Origin of the sequence: Streptomyces sp. NPDC048254 (genome assembly GCF_043201895.1) — a bacterium.
GTDB lineage: Bacteria > Actinomycetota > Actinomycetes > Streptomycetales > Streptomycetaceae > Streptomyces.
The window spans coordinates 509457-530642 of record NZ_JBICZJ010000004.1 but is presented as its reverse complement, the minus strand read 5'-3'; the positions used below and the strand labels follow the sequence as shown (position 1 = coordinate 530642).

At 71.4% G+C, this 21186-nt stretch carries 17 protein-coding genes; 8 read left to right on the top strand and 9 right to left on the bottom strand.

Features of this window, described 5'->3' with window-relative positions:
* Window positions 1-45 precede the first annotated feature (45 nt).
* Complete coding sequence (locus tag ACGFZQ_RS14885; RefSeq protein ID WP_393840694.1) at window positions 46-2430, bottom strand: ATP-binding cassette domain-containing protein; 2385 nt, start codon at window positions 2428-2430, stop codon at window positions 46-48.
* Between the two features lie 190 nt (window positions 2431-2620).
* Window positions 2621-3004 carry a hypothetical protein gene (locus ACGFZQ_RS14880; protein ID WP_393840693.1) on the bottom strand — a complete coding sequence of 128 codons (384 nt, stop codon included), beginning with the start codon at window positions 3002-3004 and terminating at the stop codon, window positions 2621-2623.
* Between the two features lie 418 nt (window positions 3005-3422).
* Here ACGFZQ_RS14880 and ACGFZQ_RS14875 point away from each other — a divergent pair, with 418 nt between their 5' ends.
* The 4 genes from ACGFZQ_RS14875 to ACGFZQ_RS14860 all read left to right on the top strand — a co-directional run bounded on the left by ACGFZQ_RS14875 (window position 3423) and on the right by ACGFZQ_RS14860 (window position 8760).
* A complete protein-coding gene (locus ACGFZQ_RS14875) occupies window positions 3423-4412 on the top strand; it encodes a phospholipase D-like domain-containing protein (RefSeq protein WP_393840692.1) in 990 nt (329 codons plus the stop codon).
* A gap of 287 nt (window positions 4413-4699) precedes the next feature.
* Window positions 4700-5536, top strand: coding sequence for a PaaX family transcriptional regulator C-terminal domain-containing protein (locus ACGFZQ_RS14870; RefSeq protein WP_393840691.1), 837 nt, complete (start codon window positions 4700-4702; stop codon window positions 5534-5536).
* A 183-nt stretch (window positions 5537-5719) separates the two neighbouring features.
* Window positions 5720-7753, top strand: coding sequence for an NAD(+) synthase (locus ACGFZQ_RS14865; RefSeq protein ID WP_393840787.1), 2034 nt, complete (start codon window positions 5720-5722; stop codon window positions 7751-7753).
* Between the two features lie 410 nt (window positions 7754-8163).
* A complete protein-coding gene (locus tag ACGFZQ_RS14860) occupies window positions 8164-8760 on the top strand; it encodes a hypothetical protein (protein WP_351736741.1) in 597 nt (198 codons plus the stop codon).
* Window positions 8761-8853: 93 nt separating this feature from the next.
* Here the strand turns inward: ACGFZQ_RS14860 and ACGFZQ_RS14855 are convergent, their stop codons facing one another.
* Window positions 8854-9543, bottom strand: a complete 690-nt coding sequence (locus ACGFZQ_RS14855) for a DUF6215 domain-containing protein (protein ID WP_393840690.1) — start codon at window positions 9541-9543, stop codon at window positions 8854-8856.
* 130 nt (window positions 9544-9673) lie between these two features.
* Here ACGFZQ_RS14855 and ACGFZQ_RS14850 point away from each other — a divergent pair, with 130 nt between their 5' ends.
* Together ACGFZQ_RS14850 and ACGFZQ_RS14845 are read left to right on the top strand one after the other, a co-directional pair.
* The gene (locus ACGFZQ_RS14850; RefSeq protein WP_393840689.1) at window positions 9674-10423 is read left to right on the top strand and encodes an alpha/beta hydrolase; all 750 of its coding nucleotides are present in this window, start codon (window positions 9674-9676) and stop codon (window positions 10421-10423) included.
* 107 nt (window positions 10424-10530) lie between these two features.
* On the top strand, window positions 10531-12393 hold the full coding sequence (locus tag ACGFZQ_RS14845; protein WP_393840786.1) for a glycoside hydrolase family 5 protein: 1863 nt from the start codon (window positions 10531-10533) through the stop codon (window positions 12391-12393).
* Window positions 12394-12709: 316 nt separating this feature from the next.
* On the opposite strand, the gene ACGFZQ_RS14840 is transcribed toward ACGFZQ_RS14845, so the two are convergent.
* Window positions 12710-13567 (bottom strand): BTAD domain-containing putative transcriptional regulator, encoded by an 858-nt coding sequence (locus ACGFZQ_RS14840; RefSeq protein WP_393840688.1) that lies wholly within the window; start codon window positions 13565-13567, stop codon window positions 12710-12712.
* Window positions 13568-14186: 619 nt separating this feature from the next.
* On the opposite strand from ACGFZQ_RS14840, the gene ACGFZQ_RS14835 reads away from it, so the two are divergent.
* Both ACGFZQ_RS14835 and ACGFZQ_RS14830 read left to right on the top strand, forming a co-directional pair.
* Complete coding sequence (locus tag ACGFZQ_RS14835) at window positions 14187-15458, top strand: NAD(P)-binding domain-containing protein (protein ID WP_393840687.1); 1272 nt, start codon at window positions 14187-14189, stop codon at window positions 15456-15458.
* Between the two features lie 155 nt (window positions 15459-15613).
* The gene (locus ACGFZQ_RS14830; RefSeq protein WP_393840785.1) at window positions 15614-16744 is read left to right on the top strand and encodes an MFS transporter; all 1131 of its coding nucleotides are present in this window, start codon (window positions 15614-15616) and stop codon (window positions 16742-16744) included.
* On the opposite strand, the gene ACGFZQ_RS14825 is transcribed toward ACGFZQ_RS14830, so the two are convergent.
* From ACGFZQ_RS14825 to ACGFZQ_RS14805, 5 genes are all read right to left on the bottom strand, one after another.
* On the bottom strand, window positions 16728-17552 hold the full coding sequence (locus ACGFZQ_RS14825) for a BTAD domain-containing putative transcriptional regulator (RefSeq protein ID WP_393840686.1): 825 nt from the start codon (window positions 17550-17552) through the stop codon (window positions 16728-16730). The genes ACGFZQ_RS14830 and ACGFZQ_RS14825 overlap by 17 nt on opposite strands.
* Window positions 17553-17675: 123 nt before the next feature.
* On the bottom strand, window positions 17676-18290 hold the full coding sequence (locus ACGFZQ_RS14820) for a ScbR family autoregulator-binding transcription factor (RefSeq protein WP_351736755.1): 615 nt from the start codon (window positions 18288-18290) through the stop codon (window positions 17676-17678).
* A 217-nt stretch (window positions 18291-18507) separates the two neighbouring features.
* Entirely contained in the window at window positions 18508-19179 is a 672-nt protein-coding gene (locus ACGFZQ_RS14815) for a ScbR family autoregulator-binding transcription factor (RefSeq protein ID WP_382538107.1), read from the bottom strand.
* Window positions 19180-19320: 141 nt separating this feature from the next.
* On the bottom strand, window positions 19321-20094 hold the full coding sequence (locus ACGFZQ_RS14810; RefSeq protein ID WP_393840685.1) for an SDR family NAD(P)-dependent oxidoreductase: 774 nt from the start codon (window positions 20092-20094) through the stop codon (window positions 19321-19323).
* Window positions 20091-20822, bottom strand: coding sequence for an HAD family phosphatase (locus tag ACGFZQ_RS14805; protein WP_393840684.1), 732 nt, complete (start codon window positions 20820-20822; stop codon window positions 20091-20093). The genes ACGFZQ_RS14810 and ACGFZQ_RS14805 overlap by 4 nt, the downstream gene beginning before the upstream one ends.
* Window positions 20823-21186: the final 364 nt, after the last annotated feature.

Genomic DNA, 21186 nt, shown 5'->3' with positions numbered 1-21186 from the left:
GGTGTCCCGCCGCGGTGCGCGGCACCGCGGCGGGCTGGGGGTGTGTCAGGCGCCGACGTACTCCGCGAGGTGCTCGGCGGTGACGGTCTTGCGGGCCGCGACCAGGTCGGCGGGGGTGCCCTCGAAGACGATCCGGCCGCCGTCGTGACCGGCGCCGGGGCCCAGGTCGATGATCCAGTCGGCGTGGGCCATGACCGCCTGGTGGTGCTCGACGACGATGACGGACTTGCCGGCGTCGACCAACCGGTCGAGCAGACCGAGGAGTTGCTCGACGTCGGCGAGGTGCAGGCCTGCGGTCGGCTCGTCGAGGACGTAGACGCCGCCCTTGTCGGCCATGTGCGTGGCCAGCTTGAGGCGCTGCCGCTCGCCGCCGGACAGGGTGGTGAGCGGCTGGCCGACGGTGAGGTAGCCGAGGCCGACGTCCTGGAGCCGCTGGGCGATCCGCTGGGCGGCCGGGACGTTCGCCTCGTCCGCCGCGAAGAACACCACGGCCTCGTTCACCGACAGGGCCAGCACCTCGCTGATGTCGCGGCCGTGGAGTTCGTAGTCGAGCACCGATCGCTCGAACCGCTTCCCGTCACAGTCCTCGCAGGTGGTGGCGACGCCGGCCATCATCGCCAGGTCGGTGTAGACGACGCCGGCGCCGTTGCAGGTGGGGCAGGCGCCCTCGGAGTTGGGGCTGAACAGGGCCGGCTTGACGCCGTTCTCCTTGGCGAAGGCCTTGCGGATCGGTTCGAGCAGCCCGGTGTACGTCGCCGGGTTGCTGCGCCGGGAGCCGCGGATGGCGCCCTGGTCGACGGAGACCACCCCGGCGCCGGCCGGGATCGAGCCGTGCACGAGGGAGCTCTTGCCGGAGCCGGCGACGCCGGTGACGACGGTCAGGACCCCGAGCGGGACGTCGACGTCGACGCCCTGGAGGTTGTGGGTGCTCGCGCCCCGGATCTCCAGCGCCCCGGTGGGCTTGCGGACGCTCTCCTTGAGGGTGGCCCGGTCGTCGATGTGGCGGCCGGTGATGGTGCCGGCCTTGCGCAGGCCTTCGACGGTGCCCTCGAAGCAGACGGTGCCGCCTCCCGCACCGGCGCCGGGGCCGAGGTCCACGACGTGGTCGGCGATCGCGATGACCTCCGGCTTGTGCTCGACGACGAGGACGGTGTTGCCCTTGTCGCGCAGTCGCAGCAGCAGGCCGTTCATCCGCTGGATGTCGTGCGGGTGCAGGCCGGTGGTGGGCTCGTCGAAGACGTAGGTGGCGTCGGTGAGCGAGGAGCCGAGGTGGCGGATCATCTTGGTGCGCTGTGCCTCGCCGCCGGACAGGGTGCCGGCCGGCCGGTCCAGCGAGAGGTAGCCGAGGCCGATCTCCACGAACGACTCCAGGGTGTCGTGGAGCGTTCTGAGGAGCGGTGCCACCGACGGCTCGTCGAGGCCCTCGACCCAGGCGGCCAGGTCGCTGATCTGCATCGCGCAGGCGTCGGCGATGCTGATCCCGGCGATCTTCGACGAGCGGGCGCCCTCGCTCAGGCGGGTGCCGTCGCAGTCGGGGCAGGTGGCGAAGGTGACCGCCCGCTCCACGAACTCGCGGATGTGCGGCTGCATCGACTCCTTGTCCTTGGAGAGCATCGACTTCTGGATACGCGGGATCAGACCTTCGTAGGTCATGTTGATCCCGGCGATCTTCATCCGGGTCGGCTCGCGGTGCAGGAAGTCGTACAGCTCCTTCTTCGTGAACTTCCTGACCGGCTTGTCCGGGTCGAAGAAGCCGGACTCGGCGTAGAGGCGGGAGTTCCAGCCGCCGCCCTTGTAGCCGGGGACGGTGATCGCGCCCTCGTTGAGGGACTTGGTGTCGTCGTAGAGCTGGCCGAGGTCGAGGTCGGTGACGGCGCCGCGGCCCTCGCAGCGCGGGCACATGCCGCCGGTGATGCTGAAGCTGCGGCGCTCCTTGACCTGCTGTCCGGCGCGCTCGACGGTGACCGCGCCCGCCCCGCTGATGGAGGCGATGTTGAAGGAGAACGCCTTGGGCGAGCCGATGTGCGGCTTGCCCAGGCGGCTGAAGAGGATGCGCAGCAGCGCGTTGGCGTCGGTGGCGGTGCCGACGGTGGAGCGGGGATCGCCGCCCATCCGCTGCTGGTCGACGATGATCGCGGTGGTCAGTCCGTCGAGGACGTCGACCTCGGGGCGGGCCAGGTTGGGCATGAAGCCCTGGACGAAGGCGGGATAGGTCTCGTTGATCAGCCGCTGCGACTCGGCGGCGATGGTGTCGAACACCAGCGAGCTCTTGCCCGAGCCGGAGACTCCGGTGAAGACCGTCAGCCGGCGCTTCGGGATCTCGATGCTGACGTCCTTGAGGTTGTTCTCTCGCGCGCCGTGCACACGGATCAGGTCGTGGCTGTCCGCCACGTGCGGCGCGGACACCTGCGTCTCGGTCTTTCTGGCCATGCTCAAAACCCGTCTCCATCCGCTGCGCGGGGCCTCCGTCGACGGCCGCCACGCTAGCCGGGGTGGAACACTAGCGCTTCTCCATTACTGACCGGTCCCGCCGCCCGCCCGGCCACGGGCGGCGGGGATCGGCTGTCAGTGCGGTGAGCTGCCTGGTCAGGGACGACATTGACGAACGGCCCGTTGACGGTCAGGCCGCTGGGCACGGCGAGCATGTGGCCGCTCGCGTCCTGCGCCGTCTTCGCCGCGCCGGAGGTAACTGGCTCGGGTAGCCGTCGCCGAAGGCCTGCAGCGAGGTGTCGAGGTTGGCGTAGGGGACGATCCGCAGGTTGACCTTCGCGCCGGTCTCGGACTCGAAGCGCGCGATGGCGGAGCGGGTCGCCTTCTCGTCCGCGGCACCGTCAGTGAAGTAGACGTAGGTGAGCTCCTTACCCTTGAAGCTCTTCCAGTCGATCTTGGCGGGAGTCGTCGGCCGGTCCCCGGAGGACGCCGGGGACCCCGGTGCACACGCCGTCGCCGCGAGTGCCGCGACCGTCCCGCCCAGCGGAAAGGTAGGGCCCCTACCGGTTCGCAAACCCGGGGAGTTCTCCAGACGTCCAGGTCGCCACTCGTCCGACGGAGTTCACCGGCCCGTCCCCGGCGGCCCTGCGTGAACGCTTCCCGGTGACGAACCCTGCGAGCGGCTTTCGGTGGCGGGTGACGCGGTGTTCCAGAGGAACGCCGACCGCCGCTGCCCCCGGGCGGCGCACTCCCACCGACCGCACTCCGCGCGGCCGCGCCCTGCCGACCAGGCTCCGCTACGAAGATTTTGCGTTCTCGCGGGACGCCCATGAACCGGCCCCGACCTGCCCGGAGTCCGCTTTGTCCGCCCGTACGGCCCACAGGTAACGGCGAGTTCACCGGGCTTCTCTTCCTCGGCAGTCTACGCGCGTGGTGTCATGCCCACGCTCACCCACCCCCCACGTGAGCGTCAACTCGACTAGGAGTCAGGCATGCTGAAGCTTCTCGGTCGCGCGGGTGTCGCCCTGGCGGCCGGCGCGGCCGTGGTCGCCGCCGCGGTCCCCGCGAACGCCGCGAGCTACACCGCGTTCGCCTTCTCGCTCAGCAGCAGCGAGCCCACGATCTACGACTTCATCAACTCGGCCACCAGCTCGCTCGACATGACGATGTACGAGCTGGAGGACACCACGGCCGTCAACGATCTCATCGCCCTCAAGAACAAGGGCGTCACTGTGCGGGTGGTCCTGGACCGGGCGCACCAGAGCGCCAACGGTTCCGCGTACAGCGCCCTGACCAAGGCGGGCGTGGGTGTGGTGTGGTCGCCGTCCAGCTTCGTCTACACGCACCAGAAGACCATCACGGTGGACGCCACCAAGTCGCTGGTCCTGACCGGCAACCTGACCTCGCAGTACTACTCGACCGGCCGGGACTACGGGGTGTTCACCGACGACACCCGCGATGTCGCCGCGATCGAGAAGGTGTTCGCCGCCGACTACGCCGGCACCTCGGTCACCCCCACCGACGGCGACCACCTGCTCTGGTCCCCCACCGACTCCCGCAGCCGGCTGCTGTCCGTGATCAACGCCGCCACCAAGACGCTCGACGTCGAGGAACTGGAGTTCAGCGACAGCACGGTGGTCAACGCGATCGTCGCCCGGGCCGAGGCGGGCGTGAAGGTGCGGGTGGTCCTGGAGACACCCGACGACTACTCCAGCGAGGTCTCCGACATCGAGGACGCCGGCGGCACGGTCGTCGGCTACTCCGACCCCGACGGCTTCTACATCCACGCCAAGGCCATGGTCGCCGACTACGGCCTGTCCACCCAGGAGGTGGAGGCCGGCTCCATGAACATCAGCAGCAACTCCCTGTCCAACAACCGGGAGCTGGGCATCATCCTCACCGGCACGGGGGTGGCGCAGTCGGTGGCCACGACCATCGAGACCACGTTCAACAGCGACTACAACGGCGGCACCGCCGCATAGCGGACCGGACCTCCGCCCCGGCGGCGCGTGCGCGCGGCCGGGGCGGAGGCCGGCCCACGCGGTGAGACCAGCAGGGCGACGCGGCCTGCTCGGGAGACGGCGGGCCTCGCCCCGGCCGCGAGGAACCCGCACAGCGCGGCGGAGGCCCTCCCCATGCCCGACGGCGCGGGAACGGCACGGTCCCGCCATACGGCCGCGGCTCGACCCGGCCCACCCCTGTGACCAGTACCGGAAGCGAGATCGCGCGGCCCGTCGTACGCCCGCCCGGTGGCCGTAATCTTGCGCACGTGAACGCCGAGACCGTGCCAGAGCCCCTGGACTCCCCGCAGCCCCGTCCGCAGTCGCTGCTGCTCGCCTTCTTCGGCAACCATGTGCTGGAGCGGGGCCCGCTGGGCGTCTACTCGGGCAGCATCATCACGGTCCTGGGCCGGGCGGATGTCGGCGAACAGGCCGTGCGCTCCACGCTGACCCGTATGGTCAACAGGAACCTGCTGCGCCGGCAACGGCAGGGGCGCAAGACGTACTTCGGCCTGACGCCGCTCGCCACGCAGATCCTGCACGACGGCCGGCGGCGCATCTGGCAGACGGGCGCGGTCAACGACGACTGGGACGGCTCCTGGACCCTGCTCGGCTTCTCGCTGCCGGAGTCCTGGCAGCGCCAGCGGCACGATCTGCGCTCGCAGCTCGGGTGGTCGGGGTTCGGGCCGCTGTACAGCGGGCTGTGGATCGCGCCCGGCCGGGTGGACGTCTCCGCCGTCGTCGCCGAGCTGGGGCTCTCCGCGCACGTCAAGATCTTCCACGCGCATGCCGACGAGGCGACGGACATCGGCCTCATGGTCCGCGACACCTGGGACCTGGCGTCGGTCGCCGCCCGCTACGAGGACTTCCACACCCGCTGGGAGGCCTGGCGCGCCGGACCCGGTGACGACCCGGTCGTCACCCGGCTGCGCCTGGTCAGTGAGTGGCTTGGCGTCATCCGCACCGACCCCCGGCTGCCCGTCCGGCATCTGCCGACCGACTGGCCGGCCCACCGGGCGGAGGCCACGTTCCACCGGGTCGCCGCCGAGACCGAGGCCCCGGCCCGCCGGATGGCCACGGATCTGCTGGACACCATGCCCCTGTGACCCCTGCCGCCCGGTCGGAGGCCCCGCGGCTCGCCCGGAATCCCCTGGTCAGCACGGATCACCGCCGATCTATGCTTCTTGGAGCAGGAGGTTCGCCGGACCGTCGAAGGAGAGGGTGCCCGAGTACGGCGACGCCCTCCCTCCGGCATCCGCACCGTGTCCGTCTCTCCCGAGGAAGCCCCGTTGAACTTCTGGTCGATCTATGAGCATGGCTTCGCGCGTGTCGCCGCGTGCACCGGCCACACCGTCATCGCCGACCCGCGCGCCAACGCCGAGGCGGTCCTGCGCCAGGCGCGCCGCTGCGCGGAGGACGGGGTCGCCGTGGCCGTCTTCCCGGAGCTGGGCCTGACCGGCTACTCGATCGAGGACCTGCTCCTCCAGGACGTGGTGCTCGACCAGGTCGAGGAGGCCCTCGCGACGGTGGCGGCCGGTTCGGCCGGGCTGCTGCCGGTCCTCGTCGTCGGCGCCCCGCTGCGCCATCGCAACCGGATCTACAACTGCGCGGTGTTCGTGCACCGGGGCCGGATCCTCGGTGTCGCACCGAAGTCGTACCCACCGAACTACCGGGAGTTCTACGAGCGCCGGCAGATCGCCTCGGGCGACGACGAGCGGGGCGGCACCATCCGGATCGGCTGCGAGCCGGTGCCGTTCGGGGTCGACCTGCTGTTCGACGCGGAGGACGTCCCCGGTCTGGTGCTGCACGCCGAGATCTGCGAGGACATGTGGGTGCCGGTGCCGCCGAGCGCGGAGGCCGCGCTGGCCGGCGCGACCGTGCTGGTGAACCTCTCGGGCAGCCCGATCACGGTCGGCCGCGCGGAGGACCGCAAGCTGCTGTGCCGCTCGGCGTCGCAGCGCTGCCTGGCCGCGTACGTCTACGCGGCGGCCGGGCTGGGTGAGTCGTCGACGGACCTGTCCTGGGACGGCCAGACCATGATCTACGAGAACGGCGCGCTGCTCGCCGAGACGGACCGGTTCCCGCTGGACGACCAGTACGCGGTGGCCGACGTGGACCTGGACCTGCTGCGCCAGGAGCGGGCCCGGATGGGCTCGTTCGACGACAACCGGCGCACGCACGCGGCACGCACCGGCGGCTTCCGCACCGTCCCCTTCCGGCTCGACCCGCCGGCCGCCGACCTGGGCCTGCGCCGCAGGGTCGAACGCTTCCCCTTCGTGCCCGCCGACCCCGAGCGGCTCGCCCTGGACTGCTACGAGGCGTACAACATCCAGGTCGCGGCGCTCCAGCAGCGGCTGGCGGCGATCGGCGGCCCGAAGGTGGTCATCGGGGTGTCCGGCGGCCTCGACTCCACGCACGCGCTGATCGTCGCCGCCCGGGCGATGGACCGCGCGGGCCGCCCGCGCAGCGACATCCTGGCCTTCACCCTGCCGGGTTTCGCCACCGGCGAGCACACCAAGGGCAACGCACACCGGCTGATGAACTCGCTCGGCGTGACCGCGGCCGAGCTGGACATCACGCCGACCGCGCGGCTCATGCTCAAGGAGATGGGCCACCCGTTCGCGGCCGACGAGCCGGTGTACGACATCACCTTCGAGAACGTGCAGGCCGGCCTGCGCACCGACTACCTCTTCCGGCTCGCCAACCAGCGCGGCGGCATCGTGCTGGGCACCGGGGACCTCTCCGAGCTGGCGCTCGGCTGGTGCACCTACGGCGTCGGCGACCAGATGAGCCACTACAACGTCAACTCCGGTGTGCCGAAGACGCTGATCCAGCATCTGATCCGCTGGGTCATCAGCAGCGAGCAGTTCGACCCGGAGACCGGCAGGACGCTCGCCGCGATCCTCGACACGGAGATCAGCCCCGAACTGGTGCCGGGCGAGGAGCTGCAGTCCACCGAGTCCAAGATCGGCCCGTACGCGCTGCACGACTTCACCCTCTACCAGGTGCTGCGGCACGGGTTCCGGCCGTCGAAGATCGCCTTCCTGGCCTGGCACGCCTGGCACGACCGGGAGGCGGGCGCCTGGCCGCCCGGCTTCCCCGAGTCCGACCGCAAGGCGTACGACCTGGCCGAGATCCGGCACTGGCTCGACTACTTCTGCCGCCGGTTCTTCGCCTTCGCCCAGTTCAAGCGCTCGGCCATGCCGAACGGCCCGAAGGTCTCGGCGGGCGGCTCCCTGTCCCCGCGCGGCGACTGGCGGGCCCCGTCGGACAGTTCGGCGAAGGCCTGGCTGCACGACCTGGCGCGCGTCCCGGAGGCGTAGCGTCCCTGCCCGCGATTTGGTGTCCGCCCTGTGGCCACGCTATGGTTGATCTTGCGCGCGGCACTCCAAATCCGGGTAACGCGCGATGCGTTGGTGGTCCAAGGAAAGACGCCCCACTTCCTGTGGGGAGATGCAGGTGCAAGGCCTGCCCGGCGCTCCGTCCGAAGAGCCCCGCCCCCGATCCGTCGGGGGCGGGGCTCTTCGCATGTGCGGCTCTCGGCGGCGGCCGTACACACCCTGACGGGCGAACCTCCCGCCAACACCCGGAAGGAGCCTTGGGGCAGGGCAAAGCACCTGGTCAGAGAGGACTCGTCGAGACGGCGGGCAGGTCATGGGCCGGAGCACCGGTTGCGGGGCCCCGCACGGCTTTCCAGGGTGGGCGCAAGGACAGCAGTGTCGAAAGGAACCCCATGCGCGCCCTAGTCTCCCGCGGCCTCCTCGTCTCCCCTCTGGTCTGTGCCGCCCTGGTCTTCGGCCCGGCCGCCGCCACCGCTGCCGCCGCCGACGCCGGCCGAGAAGCCTCGGGAACCGGTGTCGCACAGCCGGCTCTCCCACCCGGTACCGATGTCGCCGCGCTGCTGCACCGCATCGAGGCGATGGACACGACGCGGTACCACCACGCCCTGGCCCCTCTCCTGGACACGCTGCCCAACCTCACCACGGCGGACGGCACCGCCCTCGACCCCGCTCGGGCCGCCGCCTACGCCAGGGAAGTAAAGGAGTGGAGCGACGCCCTCCAGAAGCGGCTGAGGCAACTGGACGCCGACGGCACCGACCGCTCGGCCCGGGCGGCCGACCCCGTCTCGGACCTGCTGAGCGCGATCCAGGCCGCCGTCAACAGCCTGCTCAGCTCGCTGACCTCGCTCGACCTCGGCGGGGTGCTGGGCGCCGTCACCGGGCTGCTCGGGTCCATTCTCGACGCGGTCACGGGCCTCCTCGGGGCCGTGCCCGCGCTGCCGTCGCTGCCCGCCGCGGACGCCACCGTGACGACGACCGTCGCACCGTGAGGAACTGACCCACGGCAATCGTGGTTCGCCGTCGTGGCGCCCTGGAACACGGGCGCCGCGGCGGCGAGCCCGTTCGGTACCGGGGCGGTCGGGTCAGTTCCCGTTCCAGCCCGGGACCGTCCGCAGCACCTGCTCCGTGACCCGTTCGAGAGCCGTGTCGTCGGGCAGCACGTCGTCCTGCCGCCAGATCGCGACCTCGAACGTGCCCCCACCGTCGTCCTTCGCGTGCTTCGACACCAGGAGGCAGCGCGCCGTGCCGCCGGGCCCCGTGGTCGCCTTCCCGCCGCCGAGGTTGAAGCCGATGGAGATGGTCGGGCTGGAGTAGAGGACGGCCGGGTGACCGAGGACGGTCGTCTTGCGTGCGTCGCCCATCAGGTGGCCCACCTCGGCGACGGACAGGTCGTCGTAGGACGCCGACAGCTTCACGGAGTACGTCTTCAGGGTCACCGTGGCGTCGGGCGAGGGGATCTTCGTGCCTCCGGCGAGCGTGATCCAGTCCCCGTTGCCGCTGGCGGACTCGGCCTGTTCCCGCGGCGTCCCCAGCAGGACCGGCAGATCCGGGCGGTTCAGCGCCTTGCACAGCCGTGCGCCCGAGACGTAACGGGCCGGCAGCCGGTCGGTCGACTTCGAGCAGGCCGCCGGTGCACTGCTCGCGTCCTGCGGGTGGACGAACGTCTTCTGAGCCCACAGGACGCCCACCACGCCCAGGAACACGGCCACCGCGGCGATCGCCTGAACGACCGGTCTGCCTTCCTTTTCAGGCTCGCCGACACCTTCGGTCATGTCCCCACCCCCGCTGTGCGTCCCCTGTGCGCGCGTGGAGCCTAACTGATGTTCGCGGTACTGATGTTCACGGGGATGGCACGGGCCGCTCAGCCCCTTCGGTGGCTACGGCTTCCTCCGGCGGTGTTTGATGACGGCAGCACGCTCCAGGCCGGAGGAAGCAGAGGTGGGCGCGGTGGCCGACGGACGGGTCGTCGAGGCGGGCGGGAGCGCCCTGGTGGTGCGTCGCGCACCGCGGGACCGGACCCGGGCGGCGGTGCTGGTCCTGCACGGCGGGCAGGAGAACGGGCGCCGGCCGGCGCGCCCCTGGCAGCCGGCGGCCCTGCGCATGCGCCCCTTCCTGAGCTCCGCCGCGTCGGTCTCCTCGCCCCGCGACGTCCTGGTCGGCCAGGTGCGCTACCGGTACCGCGGCTGGAACGACGCCGCCGACCCGCTCCAGGACACCCTGCGCGCCCTCGACGATCTGCGCGGCCGGGCCGGGGACGTGTCCGTGGTGCTGGTCGGCCACTCGATGGGCGGCCGGGCGGCGCTGCGCGCGGCGGCCGACCCCGCGGTACGCGGTGTCCTCGCGCTGGCGCCCTGGTGGCCGCCCGGGGACCCCGTGGACGATCTCACCGGGACCCGGATCGTCGTTCTGCACGGCGACCGTGACCGGGTCACCAAGCCCGCCGAGTCGGCCACGTACGTACGGCAGGCCCGGGACGCGGGTGCGCAGGCCGGAATGGTGCTGCTCAGGGGCGGCGACCACGCGATGCTCCGCCGCAGCCACGACTGGCACCGGGCCGCGGCCGCCGCCGTCCGCCGGCTGCTGCGCCCCGAACGTGATCTGGAAGGCTGGACGGCCGAGGCCTGTGGGGCCGAGGAGCCGCTTCTCCGTTGACGCGCGCCCTGATAAATTGCGGCGCCCCCACGCGGCATCCACTCCAAGGACGGCTGATGTCGATCACGAAGTTCGTCAGGCTTGTCACGTACCTGACAGCAATACCCATGGTTCTCGCCCTGTCCGGCACCGCCCCGGCGACCGCCGCACCACGGTCCGCCACCTCGGCACCGGCCGTGTCCGCCGCCGGCACCTGGCAGCCGCCCCTGTCCACCCAGGGCCGCTACATCGTCGACGCCGCCGGGAACCGCTTCCGTCTGAAGGCCGCAAACTGGGACGGCGCCCAGGGGTCCTGGACCGGAAGCGGCAGCATCACCGACCCCGTCAACCACCATGCCGGGCAGGACTCCTACGGCATCCCCCTGGGCCTGGACCGCGCCACCCTCCCCCAGCTCCTGTCGGACTTCCAGGCACTCGGCATCAACAGCATCCGGCTCCCGTTCTCGAACGAGATGATCCATACGACGGCCCCGGTACCGGACGCCGCGGTCACCGCGAATCCGCAGCTGCGCGGGAAGACCCCCTTGGGGGTCTACGACGCCGTCGTGACCGCCCTGACCGGCGCGGGATTCGCCGTCATCCTCAACAACCACACCAACACCTCCCGTTGGTGCTGCGGCATCGACGGCAACGAGCGGTGGAACAGCAGCCAGTCGACCCAGCAGTGGGCCGACGACTGCGTCTTCATGGCCCGCCGTTACGCGGCCAACTCCCGTGTCGTGGGCGCCGACCTCTACAACGAGGTACGCCGTGACGTCCTCAACGACCCCAACTGGGGGCTGGGCGACGACCACGACTGGTACGCGGCCGCCCAGCTCGCCGCCGACCGCATCCTCACCGAGGCCGCCCCGAACCTGCTCATCGTCATCGAGGGCGTCAACTGGACCGGGCTGCCGGTGGACGGCCTTCCGCACGACCGCCCCACCCTCGCCCCCGTCCGCACCCTCTCCCACACCCTGGTGGACGCCCACAAGCTGGTGTACTCCGCGCACTTCTACGGCTATACCGGCCCCCACCACAGCGGCGCCACCGGCATCGGCGAGACCAGCGACCCCCGCTACCAGGACCTGAGCCGCGACGAGCTGTACCAGGTCCTCGCCGACCAGGCCTTCTTCGTCACCACCGAGGGCAAGCACTACACGGCGCCGGTGTGGATCAGCGAGTTCGGCATCGGCGCCGGCGAGACGGGTACGGCCGCCCGCACCTGGTTCGGCAACATCACCGACTACTTCGCCGACCACGACACCGACTTCGCCTACTGGCCGCTGGTCGGCTGGGAGGGCCACGACGACTGGGCGCTGCTGCGCTACGACACCGCCGGGCACCGGTCCGGCCTCCTCGACGGCGGCGACTGGCGGGCCACGGCCTGGGATCACCTCGTGAACTCCCCCAGCCGCACCGGCTACATCACACCGGGGACGACCTGGCGGATGCTGGCCACGGACCACGGCGACGCGGTCCAGTCCCTGCGGGTCCGGGCGGGCGGCGACTGGGACTCGGGCGCCTACAAGGCGGTCTGCCCCGACGGACTGCGGCTGATCGGCCTCGCCCACTCCGGCGGACGCGGCCTGTGCACCGACGCGACGACGGGCGATCTGCGGGCCACGGGCAACGCCCAGACGGCCGTCACGGACGAGCGGTACGTCCCGGCGGGCGGCGACTGGGCCTCCGGATACACCAAACTCCAGTGCCCGGCGGGCCAGTTCGCGATCGGTTACAGCCGTCGTGGTGAGCGGGTGTCGGCGCTGCTGTGCGCGCCCGCGCGCGCCGCGCTGAGCGCGAGCGGCCGCACGGTGTGGTTCGACCGGTCCGACAACCGCCCCGCGGACGCGGCGGGCGACGACTTCGCCTCCGGCGCCTACAAGGGCCAGTGCGCCGCCGGCGAGTACATCGCCGGAGTCGCCTTCACGACCCGGGTGGGCAGCACGCCCGGCCCCGCCGCCGTGCTGTGCGCGCCGGCGCCGTCCTGACCCCGTCCGTCACCGGCCCCCCCTCCACCCAGGTGACGGGGGCACCGGCCGCGCGCTCGTCGTCGCGCGCGTCCCGCAAGTCGTCGAGGTACTCCCACGGGCCCTCCCCGGCGTCCCCCGGTGCAGCCGCAGCGATCCCGACGACCGCCCCAGGCCGGTCGTCGGGATCGTTTCCGCTCCTGCGCCCGGCCGGCTCGGTGCTACCGCGCCCACCCTGCTCCTCGGCTTCGGCTTGGTGACCGGCGCTTCGTCTTTCGGTCGCGGCCCGGCCATTCGACAAGGGGCTGTGCGAAGATCCGGCGCAATCCCGGTCCGCTCAGGGCACGCGCGCCAGTCCGCCGCCCGGGGTCGGTACCGCCAGGTCGTCGTGGCGTTCCGGCGAGTCGGGGTTCTCGGCGGTGGCCGTGAGGACGGACTGCTGGAGGCGGCGCAGTCGTGCCGAGGGTTCCAGGCCGAGGTCTCTGACGAGGAGGGTGCGCAGTTGCTGGTAGACGTGGAGCGCCTCGCCACGCCGACCCGAGCGGTAGAGGGCGAGCATGAATTGGGCGTGCAGGTTCTCGTGGGTGCGGTAGCGGCTGGTCAGGACGGTGAGTTCGGCGAGCAGTTCGCGGTGCCGGCCGAGCCGTAGGTCGGCCTCGATGCGCTGGTCCAGGGCGCACAGCCGGCTCTCCTCCAGCCGCCGCGCCTCCATGGCCAGATGGGCTCCGGTGTGCACGTCGGCGAAGGGCGGCCCGGTCCACAGGTCCAGCGCCTGGCGCAGGGCACGGGAGGCGTCCGCGAAGTTCTCGTCGTCCATGGCCCGGCAGCCCAGTTCACGGAGCCGCTCGAACTCCTGGATGTCACTGCGGCCGCCTCCGGTGGCGAGCAGGTAGCCGCCCGGCAGGGTGGTGAGGACGTCCTTCGCGGAGGGCGCGTCCGCGGCATCGGGACCGGCGCTCCGGCGCAGTGCCGTCGCGATGAGTTCCCTGAGCTGGAGCACATAGGTCTGCAGGGTGGTGCGGGCGCTGCGCGGCGGGGCGCCCGCCCAGAGTTCCTCGATGAGGGTGGAGACGGGCACCACCTGGCCGGCGCGGAGCGCCAGCAGGGCCAGCACCTGGCGGGGCTTCGGCGCGGTCGGGGCGATGGAGACCCCGTTCTCCAGCACGTTCAGTGCACCCAACAGCCCGATGTCCACACGCGTCTCCCTGATCCTCACACCTGACACACCGCCAGTAGAAAACAGCACAAGCGGTCTGTCAACAGACCACCCGTCAGCCTGCTTCCAGTTGACGGCCGCAGGGCGCCGCACCGCCCCCGGGAAGCGCCGAAGCGGCTGCTCCGCGCCCTCTTTTCGACGACTCCCGGGGCGGTACTACACCGACCGGGCGGTTCGGACCGAGCCGAGATCCGTAAAAGGACCAGACCGGAGAACAGCCTGAACGAAGCCATTCGGTCGGTTACTTGGCCGTGGATCAGGTCAGTCCCAGGAGACGGCCGGTAGACGCTCGCCCAGCACCGCGCCGCGCGTCCGCACCTCGGGACACCCCTGGGGCGACCGCCGTCGCCGACCGGTCCTGTCGGATCAGTGATCATCGGTAGCCCTACGCCGCACGTCAATGACGTGGCTGGGCCCACTTGTCGTATGATTCGACCAAGTTTTGGCCAACGTGAGTAGATATCGTTTCCGCGATCCGCCCCGTGGGACAGACTCACCCGCGGAGGGGGGACGAGCACGGCCGAGTCACGCCGGGCGTGCCATCCCGCAGTGTCGCGTCGCCCAGGGGAAGGCGGCGAGCAGACCAGCGGAGGGATCCATGACGGAGTCGCTTCCGGGGCAGCGCCCTGCCCAGGAGCAGGCGTTCGCCGGGCACGGACGGCCACCGGTCGTCGTGATCGGCGCCGGACCGTACGGACTGTCGGTGGCCGCCCACTTAAGGGCGGCGGGGGCACCGGTCCGCGTCTTCGGTGATGTGATGGGCAGTTGGCGGCATGCCATGGCCACCGGGATGTTCCTGAAATCGACGCCGGCCGCCACCGATCTGTCGGCGCCGGAGCCGGGCGGCCGGCTGGCGGACTTCCGGCGCGAGCACGGCGAGCCGGAGCTGACCGAGCTGACCCCGATCCCGTGCGACGTCTTCGTACGGTACGGCCAGTGGTTCCAGAAGCGGTACGTCGGCGAGGTGGAGCCGGCCCGGGTGACGGCGGTCGAGCGGCCCGGGTCCGGAGCGGGCTTCGTGGTCCGGGCGGACGACGGGCAGGAGATGGCGGCCTCGGCCGTCGTGGTGGCGACCGGTCTGAACGGACTCGCCCATGTGCCGGACGAGTTGCGGCACCTCGCGCCCGAGGGGCCCGGCCCGCGGGCGCCGGTGTCGCACACCAGCCAGCACACCGATCTGTCCGCGTACGCGGGCCGCCGGGTGGCGGTCGTCGGCGGTGGCCAGTCCGCGCTGGAGAGTGCCGCGCTGCTGCACGAGGCAGGCGCCGAGGTGCAGGTTCTGGTGCGCGAGCGGAAGGTGCTGTGGGGCATGACCCCGGACCTGGCCCGGCCCTGGATTCAGCGGCTGGCCAAGCCGGCCTCGCCGCTGGGCACCGGCTGGATCCTCGCCGGGGTCTGCGCGGCACCGGGCGGTGTGCGGTGGTTTCCGGCGCCCGCGCGGCTGCTGCTCTTCCGGCGGGCGCTCGGCCCCTCGGGCGGCTGGTGGCTGCGGGAGCGGGTGATGGGTGTCGTTCCGGTGCACACCTCACGCCGGGTCACCGGTGCCGTGCTCTCCGGGCCGGTGGTACGCCTGGACGTCGCCGGTCCCGGGAGTGAGCGCGAGTCCCTCACCGTCGGCCACGTGCTGGCGGCCACGGGTTACCGGCTGGACCTGGACGCGCTGCCCTTCCTGTCCCCCACGGTGCGTCGCGACGTGGCGTGCGTGCCGGGTTCGAGGGCTCCCGCGCTGCGGGGGACGTTCGAGTCGTCGGTGCCGGGGCTGTACTTCACGGGCTCGCTCGCGGCGCCGATGTTCGGGCCGATGATGCGGTTCGTGGCGGGCACGGAGTTCGCGGCCGTCCGGATCGCCCGGCACATCGCAACCTCCTGAGCAGCGGAATTCGGTTGCGGCGGGGCGGGTGAGCCCGGTGAGCTGGTTCCATGGACGGTGCCGTGGAGCAGGCGCGACGGGCGAGGGCGGGCGGCGACCGCCCGCGTGCGCGGCGACCGGCCCGGTGGCACGGGCCGGCGCTGCTCGCCGCCCTGATGCTGGCCGCGTTCACCTTCAACACCGCCGAGAACCTGCCGGTCGGCCTGCTGGAGGTGATCTCCGCAGGTCTTCGGGTGTCGCTGCCGGCGGCCGGCCTGCTGGTCACCGGCTACGGCGTCATGGTGGCCGTGGCCTCGCTGCCGCTCGCCCATGTCACCCGGGCCGTGCCCCGGCGCCATGTGCTCACCGGGCTGCTGGCCGCGCTCGTCGTGTCCAGCGCGGCCGCGGCCCTGGCCGCCTCCTACTGGCAGCTCCTCGTGGCCCGGCTGCTGACCGCCCTCGCCCAGGCGTTGTTCTGGGCGGTACTGGGACCGGTGGCGGTCGGTCTGTTCGCGCCCCGGGTCCGGGGGCGGGTCGTCGGGGCACTGTCCGTCGCCGGTTCGCTCGCCCTCGTCCTCGGTGTGCCCGCCGGGACCTGGCTGGGCCGGCACAGCGACTGGCGGACACCGATGGCGGCGCTGGCGGTGCCGGGGCTCGTCTCCCTGGTGACGATCGCGGTGCTGCTGCCGACCTCGCCTCCGGAAGAGGCGCCCGCCGCCTACGGAACGCGTCCGGACACCCGCCGGTTCGTCACCGTGCTGGCGGCCGGGACGCTGTCCGCCACCGGGGCGTTCGCGGGCTACACCTACGTCGTGACGTTCCTGCGGGACGTGAGCGGATTCCCGTCGGACTCGGTCGACTCCCTGCTGGTGGTCTTCGGGGTGGCGTGTCTGGCCGGTGTGGCCGTCACCGGGGCGCTCCTCGACCGTTTCCCGCAGTCCGCGCTGACCACCGCCGTGGCCGTGCAGGCGGTGGGCATGCTCGGCCTGTACGCGGCCGGCGGCCGTCCTGCGGCGGAGGTGGTGTCCCTGGTCCTGATGGGGGGTGCGCTCGGACCGGTGTTCATGGCCGCCCAGAACGCGATGCTGCACTGCGCCCCGGGTCGCACGGACATGGCGCTCGCGGCCAACTCCGGCTTCTACAACGCCGGTATCGCGGCGGGTGCCGCGCTCGGCGGACTGATCCTGCCGCCGGCCGGGGTGCGGGCCGTATTCCTGGCGGGCGGGCTGCTGACCGCCGGTGCCTGCGCGGTGCTGCTCGGCGGCCGGCCGCCGCGTGCCGGACGGGCGGTCAGCCGACCTGGGTGAGCGGGCCCGCGGCATCGGGCGCCGGTGTGCCGTCCTCGGTGGCCGCCAGGACGGACTGGCGTACCTTGCCCAGCACGGCCGAGGGTTCCAGGCCGAAGTCGCGTACGAGGGTGGTGCGCAGTCGCTGGTAGGCGGCGAGGGCCTCGCTGCGGCGGCCCGAGCGGTGCAGGGCGAGCATGAGCTGGCCGCACAGGCTCTCGTGGGTGGGGTGCCGGCTGACCAGCACGGTGAGTTCGGCGATCAGCTCGCGGTGCCGGCCGAGCCGCAGATCGGCCTCGATGCGCCGGTCCAGCGCGCACAGCCGGCTCTCCTCCAGCCCCCTGATCTCCGCGCGCAGACAGTCTCCGGCGGGGACGTCGGCCAGCGCCGGACCGGTCCACAGGTCGAGCGCCGTACGCAGCAGCCGGGCGGCCTCGCGATGGTCGCCCGCGTCCGTCGCCCGGTACCCGCTCCGGGCGAGCCGCTCGAACTCCCGGACATCACTGGTGCCTTCACCGCTGTCGAGCAGATAGCCGCCGGGTACGGTGCGCAGTACCTGTTTCGCGGTACGTCCGTCCGCGCCGCCGCCCGTCCCCGCCGACGCTCCGGCGATGAGTTCGCGCAGGTGCATGACGTACGTCTGCAGGGTGGGGCGCGCGCTGCGCGGTGGCCGTTGCCCCCACAGTTCCTCGGTGAGCGTCGCGACGGTCACGGCCCGGTCGGCGTGCAGGGCGAGCAGGGCGAGCACCTGACGCGGCTTGGGCGCGGTCGGGGTGATGGAGACGCCCGTCTCGCGCACGTCGAGCGTGCCGAGTATGCCGATGTCCACGCCGTCCCCCTGCCCGTCCGCCACTCGGGTGCTCCGAGGCGAGTCCCGGGCACCCGAGTCAAAAACGGCATGGACGGTTTGTCAAACCGAACACCGGCGACTTTGTCGGCTCTTGACTCGGCGTCAGGAGTCGGACAGTACGGCGCCCGCGAACTCGCTGTCGTGCGCGGCCAGTTGGGGAAGCACCAGTGACCAGAACTGCTCGACGTGCTGGGGTGAGATCCGGTCACGGTCCGCCGCGCCGAGCACCTCGAACCCGACCGTCGCGGCGACTATCACCGCGGCGACCCGGTCCGGCGCCACCCCCTCGGCCAACTCCCCTTGATGCTGGGCCCGCACGAGTTGTTCGCACACCCAGGTACGCCACCAGCAACCGAAGCCCATGCCGTTCTTTCGGGAGGGGTCGACGCTCAGCTTGAAGCCCGCGCGGACGACGGCATCGGTGGCGACCGTGACCAGCAGTTCCCGGGTGACCGTGATCAGCAGGTGCAGTGCGGAGGCGGCCGACGGGCACCGGTCGGCGACCATGTGCTCGATGGTCTGCTGGGCCGCGCCCTCGACCTCGACCGCGAGGGCGTCCTTGCTGGGAAAGTGGAAGTGCAGCGCTCCGGCGCTCACTCCGGCCCGTCGGCTGATCGCGGGCAGCGACGACATCGCGTAGCCGTCCTCCGCGAAGATCTCGGCTGCGGCGTGAACGAGGGCCTGGCGGGTTCGGGCCGCCCGGAGCTGCTTGACCATCGCGTCCCCCTGTTGATCCGGGTGAATCCGGAATTGGACGGTCCGATTCCCCCTGGGCCTGCAACATTGCGATTCGAGAACCCTAGCAAACAGCATGATTGGTAGGTTTGCCAGTGTTCGGAGGGTAGACGGGAGGATCCCAGCGGTCCTGCCGCATCATCGGGAGCACAGTGCCCTCCACACAACAAACCGGCAAGGTGGTTTGGTCCGGGGCGGGTCAGGCCTCGGTGGCCACCAGCGATTCCTGCTCCTGTCGCCGACGCTCGACTTCCTCGACGACCCGGGCGCCCCGGTCGGGCGCGGTGTCCAGCCGGATCAGGGCCGCGGGAGTGGCTATGGACGGCAGTACATGGTTGTAGAGGACGGAGATACGGTCGTTGAGATCCGTCCAGTCGGAGACGACCTCGGACATGAACTGGGTCCCGATCCAGGCCCCGAGGAAGCACTCCGCGGTCTCCTGGGGCGTGACGTGCGGCAGCACCTCGCCGCGTTCCTTGGCCTCCACCAGTTTCTCGGTCACCACCTCGGTCCAGGCGGGCCAGGCACTGCCGAACAGCGAACGCCCCTGGAGGTCCGCCGACAGCCGTATACCGGCGAGCAGGATGACCTCCTTGGGGATGCGGTGGGCCAGCGTCATGCCGATGTCCACCCACTCCTGGAGCTTCAGCTCGCGCGGTACCCAGTAGTCATCGCTGATCTGGGCGTTGATCACGCCCCGCGCGAGGGCTTCCTTGGAGTCGAAGTGGAAGTACAGGGCCCCCTTGGTCACTCCGGCCCGCTCAAGGATCTCGGCGATCGTCGCCGCCGTGTATCCGCGCTCGGCGAAGACCGCGGCGGCGGCCTCGACAACAGCACGGCGGGTCCGAATCGCACGCTCCTGACGCGCCATGGGGACCCCTCCTCGGTCAAAACAAAACCGGACGTGACGTACCTTACCCCAATCGGGGGTCGGTATTTCGGCCGCACAGGGCCGATTCCCGGCCGGTCCCGCGGCGGCGCCGGGGCGTCGGCGCGGGACTCGTCGGGCAGTTCACCAGGCGGTGCGCCCGCCGTCCACGGTAAGTGTGGCACCCGTGACGAAGCTCGCTCTGTCGCTGCACAGCCAGGCGGCGGCCTCCGCGACCTCCTCGGGGTCGGCGGCGCGTGCCTGCGGGGCGGAGCGGTAGGCCCGTGCCTCGTTCTCGGGCGACTTGGCGAACCAGTCGTCGATCATTTCGGAACGGGTCAGGCCCGGGGCGATGGCGTTCACGCGGATGTGGTGCGGGGCGTACTCGACGGCGGCGGCCTTGGTCAGTCCGATCACCGCGTGCTTGGAGGCGATGTAGGGCGCGGCCGTCGAGGAGGCGACCAGGCCGCCCACGCTGCTGGTGTTGACGATCGAGCCGCCCCCGGTCTCCAGCATGGCCGTGATCTCGTGGCGCAGGCAGTTCCACACGCCCCGTACGTTGGTCTCGGTGACCCGCTCGTAGTCGGTGTCGTCGATGAGGTGCATCGGGGTCTTCGGCAGTGCGACGCCGGCGTTGTTGAAGGCGGCGTCGAGACGGCCGTAGCGCTCGACGGCGAACTCGACGGTCCGGCGCACCTCTTCGCCGTCGCGCACGTCCAGGGCGCGGTGGCTCGCCTCGGCGCCCTCGGCGCGCAGCTCGTCGGCGAGGTCGCGCAGCTTGTCCTCGCGGCGGGCGGTCAGGACGACGGTGGCGCCCTGCCGGGCGAAGACCCGGGCGGCGGCCGCGCCGATACCGCTGCTGGCGCCGGTGATGAGGGCGACCCGGCCGGCCAGCGCGGCTCCTTCTGCTGTGGTCACTTGGCCACCTCCGGGGCGGTGGAGAGGGAGTCGGCATCATGCCAGAAGATGTCGAGCCCGGCCTCCCGGTCGAGGGTGCGCAGGCGCTGTTCGTCGATCTCGGCGAGGCCGCCGACCAGGTGCCGGACGCCGAGTTCGCGCATCAGCTCGCGCTGGAAGCCGTGCTCGAAGGTGCTGGGGTGCCCGACGAACGGCACGTCCAGTTCCCTGGCGTGGCCGGCGAAACGGGCCACGTCGTCGATGAAGAGGACCTGGTGGCGGTCGAGGCCGAAGTGGTCCTCCGCTATCTCCCGGATGCCGGGGCGGAAGTCGTCGGTGCAGATGTAGTGCGGGACGGTGAACAGCTGTTCCCAGGCGCCGAGGTGGCGGCGGAAGTGGTCCTCGTCGAGGCCGCCGTAGCAGACGACGTCGAGGCCCATGGCGCGCAGCCGGTGCAGGAGTTCCTCGGCACCGTCGAGGATGCGGACGGGGTGGGTGCGCAGGTAGTGCTCGCGTTCGGCGAAGTAGTCGGCGATGGCCTCCTGCTCGCTCACGTCGGCGCCGGTCTCCTCCAGCAGCACCCGGGCGGCGGCGAGCCGGGACTGGGAGAAGAGCCGCTGTTCCAGCTCCCGGGTGTACGTTCCGCCGTATTTGAGGACGAGGCGGTGCAGGACGGGGCTGAAGCTGTCGTTGAGCAGGACGCCGTCGATGTTGACGGCGGCGAGGCGCAGGGTGCGCAGTGGTTCCATCGGGTCTCCCTCTCGCGGGCCGTTCGACAATCATGCAGTGACTGTCGAGACCGGGGGCGGCTCGGGTGCCTCGGCGGACCGCGAACTCCCCCGGGAGATGGCCGAAAGAGACCGCTGGACAGGTTTTGCCAGCGGCGAGCCGGGCTCGTCACCCGCCGATAACCGGCCGCCGACATCTGCCAGTTAGTCCGTTTTTCGCCGTGCCTTCGGCTTGATTGAGCGCGAAAATACTTGGCCAAACCACCACTGAGCGGAGTCATGCATGGATGGAGTCCAACCACGCTTGGCGAATCCTTTACCTTGTGGCCGACCCGAGAAAACCGGTAGGTCCGTATCTTATAGGCGTCGAACAGAGCTTCAGCCA

Bases quoted from the DNA above. Each gene is read 5' to 3' on its own strand.
- ACGFZQ_RS14820 (WP_351736755.1), bottom strand. From the start codon at position 18,290: ATGGTCAAGCAGCTCCGGGCGGCCCGAACCCGCCAGGCCCTCGTTCAC.
- ACGFZQ_RS14875 (WP_393840692.1), top strand. From the start codon at position 3,423: ATGCTGAAGCTTCTCGGTCGCGCGGGTGTCGCCCTGGCGGCCGGCGCG.
- ACGFZQ_RS14850 (WP_393840689.1), top strand. From the start codon at position 9,674: ATGACGGCAGCACGCTCCAGGCCGGAGGAAGCAGAGGTGGGCGCGGTG.
- ACGFZQ_RS14805 (WP_393840684.1), bottom strand. From the start codon at position 20,822: ATGGAACCACTGCGCACCCTGCGCCTCGCCGCCGTCAACATCGACGGC.
- ACGFZQ_RS14860 (WP_351736741.1), top strand. From the start codon at position 8,164: ATGCGCGCCCTAGTCTCCCGCGGCCTCCTCGTCTCCCCTCTGGTCTGT.
- ACGFZQ_RS14830 (WP_393840785.1), top strand. From the start codon at position 15,614: ATGCTGGCCGCGTTCACCTTCAACACCGCCGAGAACCTGCCGGTCGGC.
- ACGFZQ_RS14835 (WP_393840687.1), top strand. From the start codon at position 14,187: ATGACGGAGTCGCTTCCGGGGCAGCGCCCTGCCCAGGAGCAGGCGTTC.
- ACGFZQ_RS14815 (WP_382538107.1), bottom strand. From the start codon at position 19,179: ATGGCGCGTCAGGAGCGTGCGATTCGGACCCGCCGTGCTGTTGTCGAG.
- ACGFZQ_RS14885 (WP_393840694.1), bottom strand. From the start codon at position 2,430: ATGGCCAGAAAGACCGAGACGCAGGTGTCCGCGCCGCACGTGGCGGAC.
- ACGFZQ_RS14845 (WP_393840786.1), top strand. From the start codon at position 10,531: ATGGTTCTCGCCCTGTCCGGCACCGCCCCGGCGACCGCCGCACCACGG.
- ACGFZQ_RS14855 (WP_393840690.1), bottom strand. From the start codon at position 9,543: ATGACCGAAGGTGTCGGCGAGCCTGAAAAGGAAGGCAGACCGGTCGTT.